The following is a 17509-nucleotide window of genomic DNA, read 5'->3' as shown; positions in this document are numbered from 1 at the left end:
TGTCACAGCGCCAAGGCATGCCGCAGTGCACGGCCTACATCCATCATCGTGTGAGCAGACAGTGCTCCTAGATCAGCGACGATCTGGTCTCGGTACAAGGGGCCGAGGTCGTCGCAGTTGACGTAGCCGGCGAGTGGATCGCCAGGTCGCAAGGGTGCCCAGGATGGCAGATCGCGGCGAGTGGTGGTGATCCGTGCCACCAGGCAATCGCCGATGGCCTTGTTGCGAGCGTTGTTGGAGACCACTAACCACGGCTTGAGTCCGAAACCGAGGTCGGCGCGATAGACCCGGCCGCGGACGGGGATGACAGTAGGGGCTGCGTTCACGTGCTCGTCTCGCCGTCCGTCTCGTTGTCGCGGTCCCAACCGCGCCGGGCGGCCCGGTAGGCGCGGTCCTCGTCGTCCATCTCGGCAGCCCATGCCGCGTACCCGGTGGCCGCCACCTGCTGAGTGACGGCCTCGCGGCCTGCGCGGACCAATGCGGCAAGGATCTCCGCATCAGAGGCGCTCGCGTCCAGCTCCTGGCCGGTCAGTTGGGCCAGGGCCTGGCGCTCTGGGCTGGCAGGAGCGTGCATGCGTTCCAGAGTGATGACGTCCTCGGGCCCCATGGGGACACTCTTGCGAACACTCATGCAACCAACTATACAGCAGATAATGCTGCATTGAATGCTGCATAACCTGGTGCACAGGGAACGATTCGCGCACGCGTAGGTCCGCCGAGGCAGCGTGGTTGAAGTCGGTCGGGCCGGGCTCCCCCGGAGGGTGTCCGGTCGGCGTAGTTTGGCCGGATGAGTGTGGTCGTTGCCGTGGCCGCGACGCTGGTGGTCACGTGGGTGCCGGCGTTGCTGTGGGGGCGGCGGCATCGGCGGCGGGGGGATCTCGGGGGGCCTGAGCGGCGGGCCACGTTCGAGACATTGCACACCGTTTCGCGGGTGGCGCCGGCGTTCCGGGGCGGGCTGACCGAGCAGGGGGCGCAGAAGGCGGCCCGGCACCTGCGGGCGCTGCTCGGGTGCGAGGCGCTCGCCATCACCGACGGGGAGCGGCTGCTCGCCTGGGACGGGGAGCACGACCACCACGCGGTGGACGGGCCCAAGCATGCCGAGGTCACGCGGGGAAACGGGCGCACGCAGGTGCACGACGTGCAGTGCGACCGGCTCGACTGCCCGATCCGGAGGGTCGTGGTCGTGCCGCTGGCCACCGACGACCGGGTGGTCGGGACGCTGGCCGCGTACGGGGAGGACGTTCCCGCCGGGCTGATCCGCGCCGCCGAGGAGGTCGCGCAGTGGGTGGACGCCCAGCTCGAACTCGCCGAGCTGGACCATTCGCGGACGCTGCTGATGGAGGCGGAGATGCGGGCGCTGCGGGCGCAGATCTCGCCGCACTTCATCTACAACTCGCTGACGACGATCGCCTCGTTCGTCCGGTCCGATCCGGAGCGGGCGCGGGAGCTGCTGCTGGAGTTCGCCGGGTTCACCCGGTACTCGTTCCGGCGGCACGGCGACTTCACGACGCTGGCGGAGGAGCTGCGGTCGATCGACCGGTACCTGCTGCTCCAGCGCGCCCGGTTCGGTGAGGAGCTGCGGGTGACGCTGCGGATCGCGCCCGAGGTGCTGCCGGTCGCGGTCCCGTTCCTCTGTTTGCAGCCGCTCGTGGAGAACGCCGTGCGGCACGGGCTCCAGGACCGGTCCGAGCCCGGCCTGATCACGATCATCGCGGAGGACGCCGGGGCCGACTGCGTGATCAGCGTGGAGGACGACGGGATCGGCATGGACCCCGAGGACGTCCGCCGCCTGCTGTCCGGGGAGCGGCCCGAGCCGTCCGCCGACGACGCGGCGGGGATCGGGCTCGCCAACGTCGACGCGCGGCTCCGGCAGGTGTACGGGGACGAGTACGGGCTCGCCGTGGAGACCGGACCGGGCGCCGGGACGAAGATCACGGTGCGGGTCCCCAAGTACCGGCCGGGTGTGACGGCCTCTTGACGTGGGGTTATTTGTTGACTGAAATGTGGCGAACGGTGCGGAAAGGATGGTCTTGTGGGCCTGCGTGTCCTGGCGGTGGATGACGAGGCGCCCGCGCTCGACGACCTCGTCCACCTGCTGCGCGCCGACCCGCGCATCGGGGAGATCGACACCGCACGGGACGGGGCCGCCGCGCTCCGCAAGCTCGACCGGGCGCTCGCCGAGGGGCGTCCCGTCGCCGCCGTCTTCCTCGACATCCGGATGCCCGGCCTGGACGGCACCGTGCTCGGCCGCGTCCTCGCCCAGTTCGCCCGCGCCCCGCAGATCGTCTACGTCACGGCGTACGAGGAGCACGCCGTGGACGCGTTCGAGATCAAGGCGGCCGACTACATCCTCAAGCCGGTGCGGCCGGAGCGGCTGGCCGTGGCGATCCGGCGGGTCACCGAGGCCGTCGGGGAGGACGAGGCCGCGCCGGAGCCGTCCGAGCCGGAGCCCATGCCCGTCGAGCTGGGCGGCGTGACCCGGTTCGTCACGCCCGCGGAGGTGCTGTACGTCGAGGCGCAGGGCGACTACGCGCGGCTCCACACGCCGGGCGGCAGCCACCTGGTGCGGATCCCGCTCGCCGCGCTGAGCGAGCGGTGGAGCGGCGCCGGGTTCGTCCGGGTGCACCGCAGCCATCTCGTGGCGCTGTCGGCGATCACGGAGCTGCGGCTCGACTCGGGGCGCTGCACCGTCGTCGTGGGCGGCGCCGAGCTGCCGGTCGCCCGCAGGCACGTGCGCGAGCTGCGCGACCTGCTCGTCCGCCGGGCGAGGCGGTCCCCCTGAGCGGGGCGGAACCGGGCCGGCGGGGCGTCGCGCCCGGGCGGACGCTGGTCACCGGGCCGCGGACCCGGGCCGTCCGGCGGCCCCGGTACCCGGTGACGCGGGAGATCGACGAGCAGACCGGGCTCGGCGAGGCGTACATGCGTTCGCTGGTGCGCGCGCAGTGGCGGCTGGCGGCCCGGTTGTGCCTGGTCCTCGCCGTGGTGGTGCTCGGCCTGCCGCTGCTGTTCGCGCTCGTCCCCGCGGTGCGCGAGCAGGAGGTGTTCGGGCTGCCGCTGCCGTGGGTGCTGCTCGGCGGGCTGATCTACCCGTGGTTCGTCGCGTGCGGCTGGTGGTACGTCCGGCAGGCCGAGCGCAACGAGGACGACTTCGCCGACCTCGTCGACCGGGCCGACCGGCTGTGAGCACCGCGTACGGGCTCGCGGGCGTGCTGCTGGTGGTCGTCGCGACCATGCTCATCGGCGTCCTCGGGGTGCGGATCTCCCGCACGACCTCCGACTTCTACGTCGCGTCCCGGACGGTGACGCCGCTGCGCAACGCGTCCGCGATCGGCGGGGAGTACCTGTCGGCCGCGTCGTTCCTCGGCATCGCCGGGCTGATCCTCGCCTACGGCGCCGACATGCTGTGGCTGCCCGTCGGCTGGACGGGCGGCTACCTCGTCCTGCTCGTCCTGGTGTCGGCGCCGCTGCGCCGCTCCGGCGCCTACACGCTGCCGGACTTCGCCGAGGCGCGCCTGGAGTCCATGGCGGTGCGGCGCGTCGCGAGCGTGTTCGTCGTGCTGATCAGCTGGCTGTACCTGCTGCCCCAGTTCCAGAGCGCCGGGCTGGTGCTGCGCACGGTCACGGGCGCGCCGGTGTGGACGGGCGGCGTCCTCATCGCGGTCGTCGTGGCGGCGAACGTGCTGGTCGGGGGCATGCGCAGCGTCACGATGGTGCAGGCGTTCCAGTACTGGCTGAAGCTGACCGCGCTGGCCGTGCCGCTGGTGTTCCTGCTGATGGCGTGGCGGTACGACGGCGCGCCCGGCCTGTCGTCGGACGTCCCGCCGCGGTTCGGCGACCGCACGACCGTCGCGGTCGGCATGGCCGTCACCGTGGAGGTCACGACCCCCGTCCAGGTGACCGTGGACGGACGGGTGGACGGGCGCGCCTACTCCGGCGCCCCGCTCGCACTGGGGCCGGGGCCGCACCACTTCGACCAGGACACGTCCGTCACCTTCCCCGCGGGCGCCGACGTCCCGCACGTCAGCGGGCGCCCCGCGACCACCGGACGGGAGTGGGCGCTGCCGCTCGACGGGCGCGACCACTCCCTCTACGCCACCTACTCGTTGATCCTCGCCACGTTCCTCGGGACGATGGGGCTCCCGCACGTCCTCGTCCGCTTCTACACCAACCCGGACGGGCGCACCGCCCGCCGCACGACCGTCGTGGTGCTGTCGCTGCTGGGCGCGTTCTACCTGCTGCCCGCCCTGTACGGGGTGCTCGGGCGCCTCTACACGCCCGAGCTGCTGATGACCGGGCGGGCCGACGCCGTCGTCCTCACCCTGCCCGGACGGCTCATCGGCGGGCTCGGCGGCGACCTGCTGGGCGCGCTCGTGACGGGCGGGGCGGTGGCGGCGTTCCTGTCCACCTCGTCCGGCATCACCGTCTCGGTCGCGGGGGTGCTGGCGCAGGACATCCTGCGCGGCGGCGTCCGCTCGTTCCGCGTCGGGACGCTGCTCGCCCTCGCCGTCCCGCTCGGCCTGGCGATCGCGGCCCGGTCCCTCGCCGTCGCGGACGTCGTCGGGCTGGCGTTCGCCGTCGCGGCGTCCACGTTCTGCCCGCTGCTCGTCCTCGGCGTCTGGTGGCGGCGGCTCACCGTGCCGGGCGCGCTCGCCGGGCTCACCCTCGGGGGCGTGCTCGCCGGTACCGCGGTGGTGGTGACGATCGCCGCCGGTCCGCCGGCCGGGCTGCTCGGCGCGCTGCTCGCCCAGCCCGCCGCCTGGACGGTCCCGATCGCGTTCACCGTCATGATCGTCGTCTCGCTGTGCACGCCCAGGCGGACACCGCGCGGTGTCGCCCGGATGATGGTGCGCCTGCACACTCCGGAGTCGCTCGACGTGGACCGGGGGACCTGGCGGCCCAAGCGGGTGTGACCGTTCGTCGCGCCAGAACGACCGTTCGGCGACGGCCGCGGCCTTCCGGCGACGGTGAATGGCGGCTTGCCGCAGCCTTGCCCGCGCCCCCTCGTCGGCTTCCAGCAGGCTCTTTACGGTGGCGCGTGACCGGCGTCACAACCGAGGAGGGATGGGCGTGTCCGTCTATAAGAGCGCTCCCGCCACCGTCTATGAACGGTTCCAGGGCACCGCGGAGTTCCAGGAACTCCGGCGCAGATTCCGCCGATTCGTGTTCCCGATGACCGCGGCTTTCCTCAGCTGGTACCTGCTGTACGTCGTCCTGTCGGGATGGGCGCGCGACTTCATGGGCACCCAGCTGTTCGGGGCCGTCAACATCGCCCTGGTCTTCGGGCTGCTGCAGTTCGTCTCCACCTTCCTCATCGCCTACCTGTACGCGCGGCACGCCGAGCGCCGCCTCGACCCCGTCTCCGACGAGATCCGCGCCCGCATCGAAGCGGAGTCGGCCCCGGCCGCGGAGGAGGCCCGATGAGCAACGAGACCCTGTCGATCATCCTGTTCCTGGTCTTCGTGGCGGCCACCCTGGCGATCACCGTGTGGGCGAGCCGCAACACCCGCAACGCCACCGACTTCTACGCCGGCGGGCGGTCGTTCTCCGGCGCGCAGAACGGCATGGCGATCGGCGGCGACTACATGTCCGCCGCGTCGTTCCTCGGCATCGCCGGCCTGATCGCGCTGTACGGCTACGACGGGTTCCTGTACTCGATCGGGTTCCTCGTCGCGTGGCTGGTGGCGCTGCTGCTCGTCGCCGAGCTGCTGCGCAACTCCGGCCGCTTCACGATGGCGGACGTGCTGGCGTTCCGGATGAGCCCCCGCCCGGTCCGCACCGCCGCCGGCGTCTCCACCATCGTCGTGTCGATCTTCTACCTGCTGGCGCAGATGGTCGGCGCGGGCGCGCTGGTGTCGCTGCTGTTCGGCTTCACCAGCGACTTCGCCAAGGGCGCGACGATCGCGCTGGTCGGCGTGCTGATGATCGTGTACGTGGTGTTCGGCGGGATGAAGGGCACCACCTGGGTGCAGATCGTCAAGGCCGTCCTGCTGATGACCGGCGCCACCCTGATCACGCTGCTGGTGCTGGGCAAGTTCGGGTTCAACCTGTCCAGCCTGCTGAACGACGCCGCCGACCAGAGCGGCAAGGGCGGCGCGTTCCTGGAGCCGGGGCTGCGCTACGCGACCGCGGAGCAGGGCCTCACCGGCAAGCTCGACCTGATCAGCCTCGGTCTGGCGCTCGTCCTCGGCACCGCCGGGCTGCCGCACATCCTGATCCGCTTCTACACCGTCCCGACCGCCCGCGACGCCCGCAAGTCGGTGCTGTGGGGCATCGGCATCATCGGCGTGTTCTACCTGCTCACCCTGGTCCTCGGCTTCGGCGCAGCCGCGCTCGTCGGGTCCAAGGAGATCGCCAAGGTCAACCCGGCGGGCAACACCGCGGCCCCGCAACTGGCCCAGAAGATCGGTGAGATCGTCTTCGGGGACGCGGGCGGGACGATCCTGCTCGCGGTCATCGCGGCGGTCGCGTTCGCGACGATCCTCGCGGTCGTGGCGGGCCTCACCCTCGCCTCTTCCTCGTCGTTCTCCCACGACCTGTACGCCCACGTGTTCAAGAAGGGCGAGGCCTCGGAGCGGGACGAGGTGCGCGTCGCCCGCATCTCCGCGTTCGTGATCGGCGCCGTGTCGATCGTCCTCGGCATCTACGCGCAGCGTCTGAACGTGGCGTTCCTCGTCGCGCTGGCCTTCGCGGTCGCGGCGTCCGGGAACCTGCCCGCGATCCTCTACAGCCTGTTCTGGAAGCGGTTCAACACCACCGGCGCCGTCTCCGCCATCTACGGCGGCCTCGGCTCGGCCATCTTCCTGGTGGCCTTCTCGCCGGTGGTGTCGGGCTCGGAGAAGGCCCTGTTCACCGATTCCGACTTCAGCTGGTTCCCGCTGAACAACCCCGGGATCATCTCCATCCCGGTCGGCTTCCTGTGCGGCTTGGTCGGAACCCTGCTCAGCAAGGAGTACAACGCGGCCAAGTACGCCGAGATCGAGGTCCGCTCCCTCACGGGCGCGGGCGCCGAGAAGGCGGCCGAGCACTGAGCCGGAACTGAGCCGGCACCGAGCCGGCTCAGAGAGCCGCCGCGCGGGCGGCCGTCGCCCGGTACCGCGCGGCTTGCGGCCCCGTCCCTCCTGCCCCCGCAGGGACGGGGCCGCTCCATGCCCGGGGGCCGGGGCCCGCCGTGGTCAGGCCGGTTCCGCCTGGCGGGCCTTCCACGCGCGCTCGATGGTCCGCATCAACGCCGGGTAGACGAGGATGTGCCGGAACGGCAGGATCGCGGCCATGTAGGCCTTGCCGAGCAGGCCGTTCGGCTTCACCAGGACGGCCATGTGGGCGCGGTGGCCGTCCGATCCGTCCGGGACCCAGCTGACGTGCATGACGCCGTGCATCGTCCGGTTGGCGGTCTCGGCCGCCCACTCGTCCTCGGTCAGGTAGAGCGGCTGGAACGGCAGCGAACGGGGGGCGGGGCCCGGCGGGCGGTCGCGCAGATCGTCCGGCAGCCGCTCGCGCAGCGAACGCACCCGCCCGTCCAGCCCCGAGTCCTCCTTGTCCCAGCCGAGCAGCCGCCCGAGCTGCCAGCGGATGGCGAAGAGCACACCGGCGACACCGGGCAGGTGGTTCTCGCTGGAGGTCATCTGCTCCAGCAGCTTCGGGAAGTCTTCCGGGCCGCCGGTCGCGGGCAGTGCCCAGACGTCCTCCAGCCGGAAGTCGGGCGTGATCTCGTGGATCCGCCAGGGACGGTCGGTGTGCGCGGTCGGGGGGAGCTTCATCGCCGGCCTCCTCGGTCGGCGGACGCTCCGTCGCGCCCGCCTCGCGGCCAAATATACGGCACCGTATGAATCGGCCCCGGGAGGGGGAGGCGATAATGGGCCATGCCCGCCGTATTGCGCACGCCTCGCAGCAACTGGATCGAGCAGGGCCTGAAGGCCCTCGCCGCCGGCGGGCCCGACGCCGTCCGGGTCGAGGCACTCGCCCAGGCGCTCGGCGTCACCAAGGGCGGCTTCTACGGCCACTTCCCCGACCGCAAGGCGCTGCTGGCCGCCATGCTCGACGAGTGGGAGCGGCGGTCCGTCGACGACCTGCGCGACCAGGTCGAACGCGAGGGCGGCGACGCCCGCACCAAGATCAGGCGGGCGGGTCTCCTCACCCGCGCCGGCGACCGCCTCCATGTCGACCTCGCCATGCGCGACTGGGCCCGCCGCGACCCGGACGTGGCCGAGCGCGTCCGCCGCGTGGACAACCAGCGCATGGACTACCTGCGCGAGCTGTTCGGCACCTTCTGCGCGGACCCCGACGAGGTCGAGGCCCGCAGCATGCTCGCCTTCTGCCTCCTGGTCGGCAGCCACTTCCTCGCCGCCGACCACGGCACCCGCACCCGGGCCGAGGTCACCGAACGCGCCGGCCGCCTCCTCCTCGGCGACGGCTGACCCGTTCTGCGCCGGCCGCCCGTTCGGCGGCGGCCGGCGCCGGGCGGCTCAGTCGCAGAGGGTGGGGCGGGGGCGCGTCATGCCGTCGGTGCAGTCCTCTGTGGCGAAGCCCGCCTCCTCCGAGCTGACCTTGGGGCTCCAGGTGTGCAGGACCCGTCCCGCCGCGTTGTACCCGGTCACGCTCAATACGCGGATCGTGGGAGAGGACATCGCTCCCTTCGACATCACCCCGGTGGCGTTGTGGTCCGGCACCATCCTGGTGGGTGTCTGGGCGATGAAGAACCCGTTCTGGACGGCCGCGTCGGCCGCCCGCCCGCCCTCCCAGGTGACGCGGATCCTGGCCACCCCGGGCTTGGCGCGCCCGGCGACGACCGCGAGCAGATCGTCGAAGTGGCTCAGCGCCTGGATCTGCCTGATCGCGTCCACGCGCAGCGGCGCGCTGAATCCGAAGAGCCCACCGCTCGACTTCCCCGGCCAGGCGTTCAGCCACGGCCCCATCGTGCGGCTCTTGCCGTTGCTCACGCAGACCACGAGGCCGCGGGGGCTGCCGACCTCCATGAGATGCCCGCCCTTCACCGGCATCGACGTCAGTACCCGGAAGTCCTTCACGGGGCCGATCGCGTCACGCACCGTGCTCTGGGGTGTGGGGTCGCCCGGCTTGGAACGCCGCACGGACGGGAGCCTGTCGTCCTTCACGCAGATGCGGGCGAGCGCCAGCTGCTCAGGGGTGTTCTTCGGCAGCCCCTTCGCGAACTCGGCGTCGCCGGAAGAGCCGAGGGCCTGGGCCGCGGAGTCCTCGCGCACTGTCATGACCGTCGCCGGGACCGCGAGCGCCAGGGCGAGAGTCGCCGCGCAGGCGGCGGCGGTCCTGGTCCTGCGGCGGCGGGCGGCGGTGCGGACGGCGCGCTCGGCGAGCCCGTCGACGGGGTCGGGGGCGCGGTCGGCCAGCGCGGCGAGGGCGTCCTTCAGCATCTGGTCGGTCATGTCAGCTCCCCATGGTTGCTAGGTCGGCGGCGAGGTCGGGGGCCAGTTCCCGGAGCCGGGTGATGGCGCGGTGCGTCTGGCTGCGGACGGTGCCGACCGAACAGCCCATGATCTCGGCGACCTCCCGTTCCGGGAGGTCCTCGTAGTAGCGCAGGACGAGCACCGCCCGCTTGCGGGGCGGCAGGGACAGCAGCGCGCGCTCCAGCGTCACCCGCAGATCGACGTCGGGGCCGGACGAGGGGAGGTCCGGCGGCTCGGCGACGACCGCCTCGCGGCCGCGCCACCGCCACCGGGTCACCTGCTCGTTGTACATGGCGCGGCGCACGTAGCCCTCCGGGTTGTCGCGCACGTGCCGCCACCGCGCGGCCGTCTTCGCCAGGGCGTTCTGCAGCAGGTCCTCGGCGGCGTGCTGGTCGCCCGTCAGGACGTACGCCGTCCGGATGAGCCTGCTCGACCGCGCCGCGACGAACGCGCCGAAGCTCTCTCGGGCCTCTCGGTTCACGGGGCCTCCTCTGGGGGTGTCGTCTCCTCAGACACCCCTGAGGCCCGCCACTATGCCGCGCCCGCCCCCCGAACCGTCAGATCGCCGGGGACCAGCGCGGATCGCGGCCCAGCAGGGCGGCGATGTTGTCGATGGCCGGACGGGCCGGGTCCTCGGCGAGGGGCGGCCGGTAGGCGCCGCCCGGTCCGTTGAGGGGGCTGCCGGGGGCGGTGTTGGCGCGGGCGAGCGGCAGCGCGGCGTCGGTGATCCAGGACGGCGCGGCGGGCGCGGTCCCGAGCGCACGCGCCAGGTCCCAGCGGTGGACCAGCATGTCGACCGCGTGGATGCCGAGCACCCACTCGGTGGACAGCGGCCCCAGCCGGGGCATGGTGACGGTCTCGCCCGCCCGTTCGAGGACGGCGAGGCAGCGGGAGGCGGTCAGGGCGAAGTCGCCGCGCGGGTCGCCGGACGGTTCGAGGGCCGGCAGCGCGGTCCGCGCGATGGCCTCGTGGCGCTCGTTCATGTGGCGGAGCAGGTCCGCGACCGTCCATCCCTCGCAGGGGGTCGGGGCCGCCATCGCGGCGTCGGGGACCATCGCCACGTCGTGGCCGATGAGGGCCAGGGCCGTGGCGTCGAGCCGGAGCAGATCGGTCATGTCGCCTCCATTCTTTGGCGAACGGTCGTTCGCCAAAAACATAGCGTACGCTCGTTCGCTATCCTGGCGCCATGTCTCCTCGTCATTCGGCGGCCGAAGCGGCCCGGACGCGCGACCGGATCGTGCGCGCCGCGGTGCGGGACGCCTCCCGGCTCGGTCTGGAAGGCCTGACGGTCGGCTCGCTGGCGCAGCGGCTCGACATGAGCAAGGCGGGCCTGGTCGGGCCGTTCGGCTCGCGCGAGCGGCTGCTCATGGCCGCGCTCGAAGAGGCCTGCGAGGTGTTCCGCGCGGCGGTCATCGACCCGCTGGCGGACCTGCCGCCCGGGCCGGGACGGCTCGCCCGGCTCATCGACGGATGGGTGGACTACCTGGCCGACTGCCCGTTCCCCGGGGGCTGCTTCCTCACGTCCGCCTCGTCCGAGCTCGACGGGCGCCCGGGGCCGCTGTGCGAGCGGCTGCGGGAGATCGTCGCCGCCAACCGGCGGGGGCTGGCCGCCGAGGTCGCCGCCGCCCAGGCCGCGCTGCCGGGGCCGCACCGTCCCCCGGAGGAGGTCGCCACGACGCTGATCGGCCTGTCGATGGCGGCCAACCAGGAGGTCCAGCTGCTGGAGGACCCCTCGGCCGCGTCCCGTGCGCGGGACGCCATGCGCCACGCGGCCGGGCTGCCCGCCTGAACCCCCGGCCCCCGTAAACCGGTGGAACGGGGCGCGGGTTGCCGGGAGGGTTGAGGGGTGGGGTACGGAGAGGTCAGGCGCCCGCGGGCGCCGGTCGTCGAGCTCGCCGATCGGCGGGCGCTGGAGCGGTGGCGGCCCGCCGACGAGGAGGTCGTCGAGGCGGCGCGGCGGTTGAAGGAGCGGGCGCTGCTCGAACTGGGGATGACGCACAGCGCCATCGCGTCGTGGCTGTTCAGCAAGTGCCACCACCAGGTCCCCACTACGGCGGTGGACACGGCCGCCGTGGTCGCCTCCGGGGACGGGTCCTGCCTGCTCCTCTACAACCCCGAGTTCTTCGTCGGGATCGGGGCCGAAGGGGTGCGGTTCGTCCTGTTCCACGAGGCCCGGCACCTCGTCCAGCGGCACCTCTTCGCGGACGCCGACCTGCGGAGCGACCCGGTGTTCACGCTGGCGTGCGAGGTCACCATCAACCATGTCGCGATGGTGCGGCTGGGCGGCGGGCTGCCCGAGATCGGCGGCGAGCCCGTCGGGATCTCGCCTCGCGGTGTGTACCGGGACTACGTCGATGACCTGCGGGAGCAGGGCGCCGATCCGCTCCCGTACGAGGAGTGGGTCGACACCGACATGAGCGTCTACCGGGAGCTCGGGCGGATGCGGAACCCGCCGGGCGCCTGGCAGGCGGCCTGCATCCACGTGGTCGTCGACGCGCTCGACGGGGAGACGGTCGGGCGGATCGGCGACGACGTGCTGCGGAGCGTGCTCATCGCGGCGCGGCGGGGCGACCGGGTGGCGCGCGGCGAACTGCTCGACCTCCTCCGGCGCACCGAGGGGGCGTCGGAGGGCGTCGACCGCATCTGGGGCGACCTCGGAGCGCATGCGCTGCGGGGCGTCACGTCGGCCACGCGGCGGGTCGAGTGGTGGCAGCGGTGGCTCGTGGACGTGCTCGCCTCGAAGCTGGAGGAGGGCGAGCGGCTCGTCTACCCGAAGAAGCGCGGGGCGGTGCTCGCGGTGCTCGGGCACGAGCCGATGCTTGCGCGGCGCGGGCCGCGGCGGGTGAAGTCGCTGGTCATCGCGCTGGACACGTCCGGGTCGATGCCGGCCGGCGTGGTCGAGTGGCTGGGCGAGCTGGTCGGCCGGATCGACGGGGCCGAGGCCGAGTGGGTCGCCTTCGACGCGACGGTGAAGCCGTTCCGGCCCGGCGAGCCGCTCCGGGGCGGCGGCGGGACGAGCTTCGCGGCCGTCCGGCGGCACGTGGAGGGACGGGACGAGCCCGCGGACGCCGTCATCGTCGTGACCGACGGGTACGCCGACCCGATCCTCCCCATGGACCCGGGGAAGTGGATCTGGCTCATCACCTCCGGCGGCGACGAGTGGCCGGAGCGGCGGGGAATGGCCTGCCACCGGGTCCGGCCGAGGTGATCCGTCGGCTACGGTGACGGCTCATGGCCCCCCACTCCCGGATCCGCGCCAACGACCTCCTGGGCTGCACGGCCGGACTGCTCCGGTTCGCGACGCCCGACGAGATGGACGTGCTGCTCGGCCACCTCCCGCTGAGCCTGCTCGAACACGCGCTGAGCAGCCACGGGACGCCGAACCGGGTCGTCCTTGAGGCCCTGCTGCGGCGCGGCCGGGCCGGCGACCTGGACCTGCTCGTCCGGCACGCCGTGCTCGTCGGCGATCCGCCGGAGCTGCTGGGGCGGCTGCTCGACCTGGACGACCCCGAGGTCAACGCGACCCTGCTGACCGCCGAGAGCGCGCTCGGCCGCATCCCGCGCAACCTGCGCCGCCAGCTCGCCCACCAGACCTCCCGCCGGGACGGCGTCACGCCGCTGCCGCTGCCCGCCGAGGTGCGGGAGGCCCTGCTGTCCACGCGGGGGCAGGATCCGCTCGACCACGCGCTGCTGTACGCGGCCGACCCCGACCTGGCCGGGGGCGCGCTGCTGTACCTCGGCGCGGGCGCCGATCCGCACGGCGCCGTCCAGGCTTGCCGCACGCTTCTCGACGCGCACCGGGAGCACGAGATCCGGCGGCTCGTCGAGGACGGGCGGCTGCCCGCGTACCGGTGGGGGCCGGACCAGTCGGAGCCCAGCGTGCTCGCCTACGCGCAGGCGGCGCTGGCGAGCGCCGAGGGGGAGCGGCGGCTGCGGGAGCTGGCCGGGCGGGCGCGCCGTCCCGAGTTCCTGCGCACGGTGGCCGAGATCGCCGACGCGGACGGCTGCGAGCCGTGGCGCGGCACCCCGCTCGTCCGGACGGTCGTGAACCGCCGCGCCTTCTGCATCCCGCGCGTCGGCTGGGACGCGGTGCTGGCGGACGAGCCGCGCCGCCGGGCCGCCGAGGGGCCGTTCCCGCTGCGCGCCGCCCGGTTCATGGCGAAACGTACGGATGTCCCGCTCGAACTCGTCCGGATGCTCGTCGCCGACCATCCGGAAACGGCCGTCTACCTGCCCGACCCCGCGCCCGAGGTGCTCGCCGACCTCGTCGGGCTCGGGGCGCGCGCGGGCGCGGACGTCATCGTCAAGGTCGTCGGGAACGGCCTCGTCGCCGGGACGCTGACGCCCGACGGCGTCGCCGCGGCCGTCCCCGAGGAGACGCTGCGCGTGGTCGCCGACGCGCTGTGGCTCCCCGGTCTGCGCGGTACCGCCCGGCTCAGGGCCGGGCTCGGGTTGGACGGGGACGTCGTCCTGGCCCCGCCGTTCGTCGACGAGACCGGCCACGGGCGCGCGCGCAACCTCCGCGAACCCGGCGTGCGGCGCCACTGGGACCCCGAGCTCGCCTACGGCAAGGCAGCCGGCCGCCTGTTCCGCGGCTCGGGGGACGTCACCGCCGACGCCGTGCTCGGGGCGGCGGAGGTCGACGCGATCCTCGCCCCCTCCGAGGGCATGCCCGACCCGCGGGTGCTGCGCCGCCTCGCCGAGCACGTCGACCGCCACCTCGGCGGGCGGCCCGAGGCGTGGCTGGTGGCGCGCAGGCTGCTGCAGGAGGGGTTCGTCGGGACGCTGCCCGAGCTGCTCGCGACCGCCGGCGCGGTCGCGAGCTGAGCCGTCACCAGTTGACGACCCGGTAGTCCTTCAGCAGGCAGCCGCTCGGCGGGTCGCCGTCGCGCTCGCCGCGCACGATCGGGTGGTAGATCCGGGCGGCGGCGTCCACGACGTCCAGCGGCGGGCGGAACCCGGCGGCGGTGCGGCGCGCCCGCGCGGGCTCGGGCTGCTGGTCGGTGAACCAGCCGGGGTCGACGCTGGTGACGTGCACGCCGTGCTCCGCCAGCTCGGACGCGGTCGTGCGCGTCAGCATGTTCAGCGCCGCCTTCGCCATGTTCGTGTGCGGATGCTCGGCGCCCTTGTACACGCGGTCGAACTGCCCTTCGACGGCCGAGACGTTCACCACGTACCGGCGCGGACGCGGCGACAGCTCCAGGAGGGGACGCAGCCGCCCCAGCAGGACGAACGGCGCCGTCACGTTGATGAGCTGCACCTCCAGCAGCTCCACGGGATCGACCTCGTGCACGAGCCGGGTCCAGGAGTTGACGGGGGACGGGTCGGGGAGCAGCCCCGCCACGTCGACGGCGCCGGTCGGGAGGGGCACGGGCAGCGCGCCCGGCGCCGCGACCCCCTCGCCCGCCGTCAGCTCGCCCGCCCGCTTCTCGCCCGCCAGCAGTTCCGCGTAGGACTCGGGCGGATGCCGCAGCGTCTGCGCCGCCAGGTTCACCAGGATGTCGAGGGGCTCGCCGGCGTCCACGAGCGCGTCGCACCACCGGACGAGGGACGGGACGTCCCGCAGGTCCATGCCGACGATCGTGAGCCGGTCCCGCCAGTCGGCCTGGTCGGCGACCTCGGCGAAGCGGCGGCGCGCGTCGGCGGGGAACCGGGTCAGGGCGGTCACGGCCGCGCCGTCGCGCAGCAGCTTCAACACGAGCTCGAACCCGGCCTTGACCCGCCCGCCCGTGACGATCGCGCGGCGTCCGGCCAGGTCGGCGCGCGCGTGCCGGTACCGCCGGTGCTCCTCCGCGCACGGCGGGCAGAGGCGGTGGTAGAACGCGTCCGCCTCCCGGAAGTGCGCCTTGCAGACGTAGCAGGCGCGCAGCCCGCCCGTCACCGTGCCGGACGGGACCGCCTCGCGCGGCGGCTCGACGGGCGCGCCCTCGACCCGTCCCGGCGCGCCCGTGGCGGTCGCGGCCAGCATCCGCGCGTCGGCCGCCGCCTGGCGCACCCGGGCCGCGGCCCGCTCGCGCTCCCGGGTCCTGCGCACGAACGCGCCGGCGGCCGCCCGCACCCGCGCCAGGTCGGGATGGCCGTCCGGCGCGTCCGCCATCTCCGCCAGGACGCGCAGGCAGGTCCGCACATCGTCGTCGCGCATGTGCGCCATTAAATCGGGTGATCCGGACGTGCCGGACCGCTGTACTGGAGCGCATGAGCATGCCGGACGGGCCGCGGCTGGCCCGTTTCATCGACACCATGATCGAGCTCGGGATCACCGGGCAGGTCTTCGGCGAGCACGGCATCGGCAAGACCTCCACGTTCTTCCACCACGTCCGGCGCCGCGAGGACACCGCGCTCGTCTACGTCCCGGCCGCGAACCTCACCCCCGACGACCTGCTGGTCAACGCGCCCGTCCGGCAGGACGGGGAGCTCGTGCTGCGGCAGCTCGTCATGCGGCAGCTCAAGCCGGGCAAGCCGTTCGTGCTGCTCATCGACGACTCGCTCCAGGCGGGCGCGACGATCCAGTCCCAGCTCATGCAGATCGCCTGCAACTGGACGCTCGGCGAGCACGACCTGCGCGCGCTCGGCTGCGTCGGGGTGTTCCTGACCGACAACGAGTCGCTCACCGAGACCGCGGCGCTCCGCACGGATCCCGCCGTCCTCGACCGGATGGCGACGCTGCGGGTCACCGCCGCCGACACCGCGTGGCGGGCCGCGCTGTCGCGCAGGTTCCGCGGCGTCGACCTCACCGGCGTGTTCCGGGTGTGGGCGTCGCTGCCCGCCGAGCTGCGCAGGCTGCTGTCGCCGCGCACGCTGGAGCACGTCCTCGACTGCGCGCTCGCCGGGTTCCCGCTCGCCTGGGGCCTCCCGCTCGTGGACGGGCGCCGCCTGCCCCTCGCCGCCGCGGCCGGCGGCCCGGACGGGAGGCCGGGCGACGACCAGGCCCCCGAGATCCTCGGCCGCGTCGCCGCCGAGCTGCGGCGCGCAGGGGCCGACGTCCCCGACCCCGCGCACGTGCCGGACGCCGTCCGCCGCGTCGTGCGCGCCGCCATCGAGCGGCGCTGGGCCGTGCTCATTCAGGGGCCGCCCGGCTGCGGCAAGACGGAGGTGGTGAAGGAGGTCGTCCGCGACGAGCTCGGCGCCGACCCGCTCTACTTCTCGCTTCCCGTCACCAACGTGGAGGACTTGTGCGCGCCCGTCCCCACTCTGGACGGAACCCTCGACAACCTGTTGTCCGGCCCGTTCCTGGAGCCGGGCGACAAGGCCATCGTTTGGGACGAGTACAACCGTCCCAAGGACAAGGCCACGTTCGCCCGCCTCATGGAGGTCACGCAGGAGTGGTCCCTGGCCGGGCGGCGCATCAAGGGGCTCCGCGCCCAGATCGCCTTGCAGAACCCTCCCTACTACCTGGGCCGCAAGCTGCTCGTGTCGCGCAACACCATCGCGCAGGCGTCCCGGTTCACGGTCTCGTTGGAGATCGAGCCGGATGACATTCCGGCGAACGAATGGTTGATAGCCCGTTACGGCGGGGTGGCCGAAACCGTCCTGGAGTGGTGGAAGAACGACATCGACGACGAGGGCCGGCAGTGGATGACCAAGCGCACGCTTGAGCGCCTGATCCGCCTGCACGGCACCGGTCTGCCGCTCGACATCGCCAAGATGTATCTGGGCGACGGCGACTACGCGCCGGTCCCGCTCACCGCGCTCGAGGCGCGGCTGGCCCGCCGGCAGGTGACCGGGCTGCGCGAGCTGGCCGCCGACCTGGACGGCTGGGCGGAGCGGCTGCGCGCCGCCGGGGACGAGGGCTCGGACGCGACCGACATCGTCCACCGCGTCTTCGCCAACGCCGAGTTGTCGCAGCTCAGCCGCCATGCCGAGACCGCGGCGCGGCTGGCGCCGCTGCTGCCGCCCAAGCTGAAGGCGACGTATCTGTTCGGCGCCGATCCGGACCGGCAGCGGTTTTGGACGGGCGTCTTCATGGGAGGTTCCTGAGTGCGGGAAAGATCGATGGACGTCCTCGCCACGGTCTGACTTGGCTAGAATCCGTCCGTCAGACGAGGCTTCCGCCGAGAATGCGCCTCTTGTCCGGACGCGATCTGTCCCCC

The 17509-nt window shown here is 73.2% G+C and carries 18 protein-coding genes; 11 read left to right on the top strand and 7 right to left on the bottom strand.

The genetic code is table 11. The annotated features are described in order from the left end of the window. Nucleotides 1–2: 2 nt before the first annotated feature. Together K4S16_RS27330 and K4S16_RS27325 are read right to left on the bottom strand one after the other, a co-directional pair. Nucleotides 3–326 carry a type II toxin-antitoxin system PemK/MazF family toxin gene (locus tag K4S16_RS27330; RefSeq protein ID WP_235037107.1) on the bottom strand — a complete coding sequence of 108 codons (324 nt, stop codon included), beginning with the start codon at nt 324–326 and terminating at the stop codon, nt 3–5. Further along, nucleotides 323–631 carry a molecular chaperone GrpE gene (locus tag K4S16_RS27325; RefSeq protein WP_149261888.1) on the bottom strand — a complete coding sequence of 103 codons (309 nt, stop codon included), beginning with the start codon at nt 629–631 and terminating at the stop codon, nt 323–325. The genes K4S16_RS27330 and K4S16_RS27325 overlap by 4 nt, the downstream gene beginning before the upstream one ends. A gap of 156 nt (nt 632–787) precedes the next feature. On the opposite strand from K4S16_RS27325, the gene K4S16_RS27320 reads away from it, so the two are divergent. The 6 genes from K4S16_RS27320 to K4S16_RS27295 all read left to right on the top strand — a co-directional run bounded on the left by K4S16_RS27320 (nt 788) and on the right by K4S16_RS27295 (nt 7028). Further along, nucleotides 788–1978, top strand: coding sequence for a sensor histidine kinase (locus tag K4S16_RS27320; protein ID WP_149261887.1), 1191 nt, complete (start codon nt 788–790; stop codon nt 1976–1978). Between the two features lie 54 nt (nt 1979–2032). Further along, entirely contained in the window at nt 2033–2782 is a 750-nt protein-coding gene (locus K4S16_RS27315; RefSeq protein WP_235037106.1) for a LytTR family DNA-binding domain-containing protein, read from the top strand. A gap of 92 nt (nt 2783–2874) precedes the next feature. Next, nucleotides 2875–3183 (top strand): DUF485 domain-containing protein, encoded by a 309-nt coding sequence (locus K4S16_RS27310; protein ID WP_235037105.1) that lies wholly within the window; start codon nt 2875–2877, stop codon nt 3181–3183. Continuing rightward, complete coding sequence (locus K4S16_RS27305; RefSeq protein ID WP_149261886.1) at nt 3180–4910, top strand: cation acetate symporter; 1731 nt, start codon at nt 3180–3182, stop codon at nt 4908–4910. The genes K4S16_RS27310 and K4S16_RS27305 overlap by 4 nt, the downstream gene beginning before the upstream one ends. 151 nt (nt 4911–5061) lie before the next feature. Further along, on the top strand, nt 5062–5421 hold the full coding sequence (locus K4S16_RS27300) for a DUF485 domain-containing protein (RefSeq protein ID WP_149261885.1): 360 nt from the start codon (nt 5062–5064) through the stop codon (nt 5419–5421). Then, entirely contained in the window at nt 5418–7028 is a 1611-nt protein-coding gene (locus tag K4S16_RS27295) for a cation acetate symporter (RefSeq protein ID WP_149261884.1), read from the top strand. The genes K4S16_RS27300 and K4S16_RS27295 overlap by 4 nt, the downstream gene beginning before the upstream one ends. A gap of 144 nt (nt 7029–7172) precedes the next feature. On the opposite strand, the gene K4S16_RS27290 is transcribed toward K4S16_RS27295, so the two are convergent. After that, nucleotides 7173–7757, bottom strand: coding sequence for a DUF2867 domain-containing protein (locus K4S16_RS27290; RefSeq protein ID WP_149261883.1), 585 nt, complete (start codon nt 7755–7757; stop codon nt 7173–7175). A 102-nt stretch (nt 7758–7859) separates the two neighbouring features. Between K4S16_RS27290 and K4S16_RS27285 the strand changes: the two genes are divergently transcribed. Further along, complete coding sequence (locus K4S16_RS27285) at nt 7860–8414, top strand: TetR/AcrR family transcriptional regulator (protein WP_149261882.1); 555 nt, start codon at nt 7860–7862, stop codon at nt 8412–8414. A gap of 48 nt (nt 8415–8462) precedes the next feature. Here the strand turns inward: K4S16_RS27285 and K4S16_RS27280 are convergent, their stop codons facing one another. The 3 genes from K4S16_RS27280 to K4S16_RS27270 form a co-directional block, all read right to left on the bottom strand. Further along, complete coding sequence (locus K4S16_RS27280; RefSeq protein ID WP_149261881.1) at nt 8463–9398, bottom strand: hypothetical protein; 936 nt, start codon at nt 9396–9398, stop codon at nt 8463–8465. 1 nt (nt 9399) lies between these two features. Further along, the gene (locus tag K4S16_RS27275; RefSeq protein WP_149261880.1) at nt 9400–9900 is read right to left on the bottom strand and encodes a SigE family RNA polymerase sigma factor; all 501 of its coding nucleotides are present in this window, start codon (nt 9898–9900) and stop codon (nt 9400–9402) included. Between the two features lie 76 nt (nt 9901–9976). Continuing rightward, nucleotides 9977–10534, bottom strand: coding sequence for a maleylpyruvate isomerase family mycothiol-dependent enzyme (locus K4S16_RS27270; protein ID WP_149261879.1), 558 nt, complete (start codon nt 10532–10534; stop codon nt 9977–9979). Between the two features lie 71 nt (nt 10535–10605). On the opposite strand from K4S16_RS27270, the gene K4S16_RS27265 reads away from it, so the two are divergent. Genes K4S16_RS27265 through K4S16_RS27255 form a run of 3 tightly spaced genes read left to right on the top strand, consistent with a single transcriptional unit; the run spans nt 10606 to nt 14246 of the window. Continuing rightward, nucleotides 10606–11208 (top strand): TetR/AcrR family transcriptional regulator, encoded by a 603-nt coding sequence (locus K4S16_RS27265; RefSeq protein ID WP_149261878.1) that lies wholly within the window; start codon nt 10606–10608, stop codon nt 11206–11208. A gap of 57 nt (nt 11209–11265) precedes the next feature. After that, nucleotides 11266–12627, top strand: a complete 1362-nt coding sequence (locus K4S16_RS27260; RefSeq protein ID WP_149261877.1) for a hypothetical protein — start codon at nt 11266–11268, stop codon at nt 12625–12627. Between the two features lie 23 nt (nt 12628–12650). After that, complete coding sequence (locus K4S16_RS27255) at nt 12651–14246, top strand: hypothetical protein (protein WP_149261876.1); 1596 nt, start codon at nt 12651–12653, stop codon at nt 14244–14246. A 4-nt stretch (nt 14247–14250) separates the two neighbouring features. On the opposite strand, the gene K4S16_RS27250 is transcribed toward K4S16_RS27255, so the two are convergent. Continuing rightward, nucleotides 14251–15561 carry an SDR family oxidoreductase gene (locus tag K4S16_RS27250; RefSeq protein WP_235037103.1) on the bottom strand — a complete coding sequence of 437 codons (1311 nt, stop codon included), beginning with the start codon at nt 15559–15561 and terminating at the stop codon, nt 14251–14253. A 53-nt stretch (nt 15562–15614) separates the two neighbouring features. On the opposite strand from K4S16_RS27250, the gene K4S16_RS27245 reads away from it, so the two are divergent. Next, entirely contained in the window at nt 15615–17396 is a 1782-nt protein-coding gene (locus K4S16_RS27245) for an AAA family ATPase (RefSeq protein WP_149261874.1), read from the top strand. Nucleotides 17397–17509: the final 113 nt, after the last annotated feature.

The sequence above is a fragment of the Actinomadura sp. K4S16 genome (assembly GCF_008327685.1).
Taxonomy (GTDB): domain Bacteria; phylum Actinomycetota; class Actinomycetes; order Streptosporangiales; family Streptosporangiaceae; genus Spirillospora.
Note: the sequence above shows the minus strand (reverse complement) of the source record. Positions and strands in the feature narration are given on the sequence as shown.

Coding starts and splice junctions, on each gene's coding strand:
- K4S16_RS27325 (WP_149261888.1), bottom strand. CDS start 631: ATGAGTGTTCGCAAGAGTGTCCCCATGGGGCCCGAGGACGTCATCACT.
- K4S16_RS27320 (WP_149261887.1), top strand. CDS start 788: ATGAGTGTGGTCGTTGCCGTGGCCGCGACGCTGGTGGTCACGTGGGTG.
- K4S16_RS27300 (WP_149261885.1), top strand. CDS start 5,062: ATGGGCGTGTCCGTCTATAAGAGCGCTCCCGCCACCGTCTATGAACGG.
- K4S16_RS27295 (WP_149261884.1), top strand. CDS start 5,418: ATGAGCAACGAGACCCTGTCGATCATCCTGTTCCTGGTCTTCGTGGCG.
- K4S16_RS27290 (WP_149261883.1), bottom strand. CDS start 7,757: ATGAAGCTCCCCCCGACCGCGCACACCGACCGTCCCTGGCGGATCCAC.
- K4S16_RS27285 (WP_149261882.1), top strand. CDS start 7,860: ATGCCCGCCGTATTGCGCACGCCTCGCAGCAACTGGATCGAGCAGGGC.
- K4S16_RS27280 (WP_149261881.1), bottom strand. CDS start 9,398: ATGACCGACCAGATGCTGAAGGACGCCCTCGCCGCGCTGGCCGACCGC.
- K4S16_RS27270 (WP_149261879.1), bottom strand. CDS start 10,534: ATGACCGATCTGCTCCGGCTCGACGCCACGGCCCTGGCCCTCATCGGC.
- K4S16_RS27265 (WP_149261878.1), top strand. CDS start 10,606: ATGTCTCCTCGTCATTCGGCGGCCGAAGCGGCCCGGACGCGCGACCGG.
- K4S16_RS27255 (WP_149261876.1), top strand. CDS start 12,651: ATGGCCCCCCACTCCCGGATCCGCGCCAACGACCTCCTGGGCTGCACG.
- K4S16_RS27250 (WP_235037103.1), bottom strand. CDS start 15,561: ATGCGCGACGACGATGTGCGGACCTGCCTGCGCGTCCTGGCGGAGATG.
- K4S16_RS27245 (WP_149261874.1), top strand. CDS start 15,615: ATGAGCATGCCGGACGGGCCGCGGCTGGCCCGTTTCATCGACACCATG.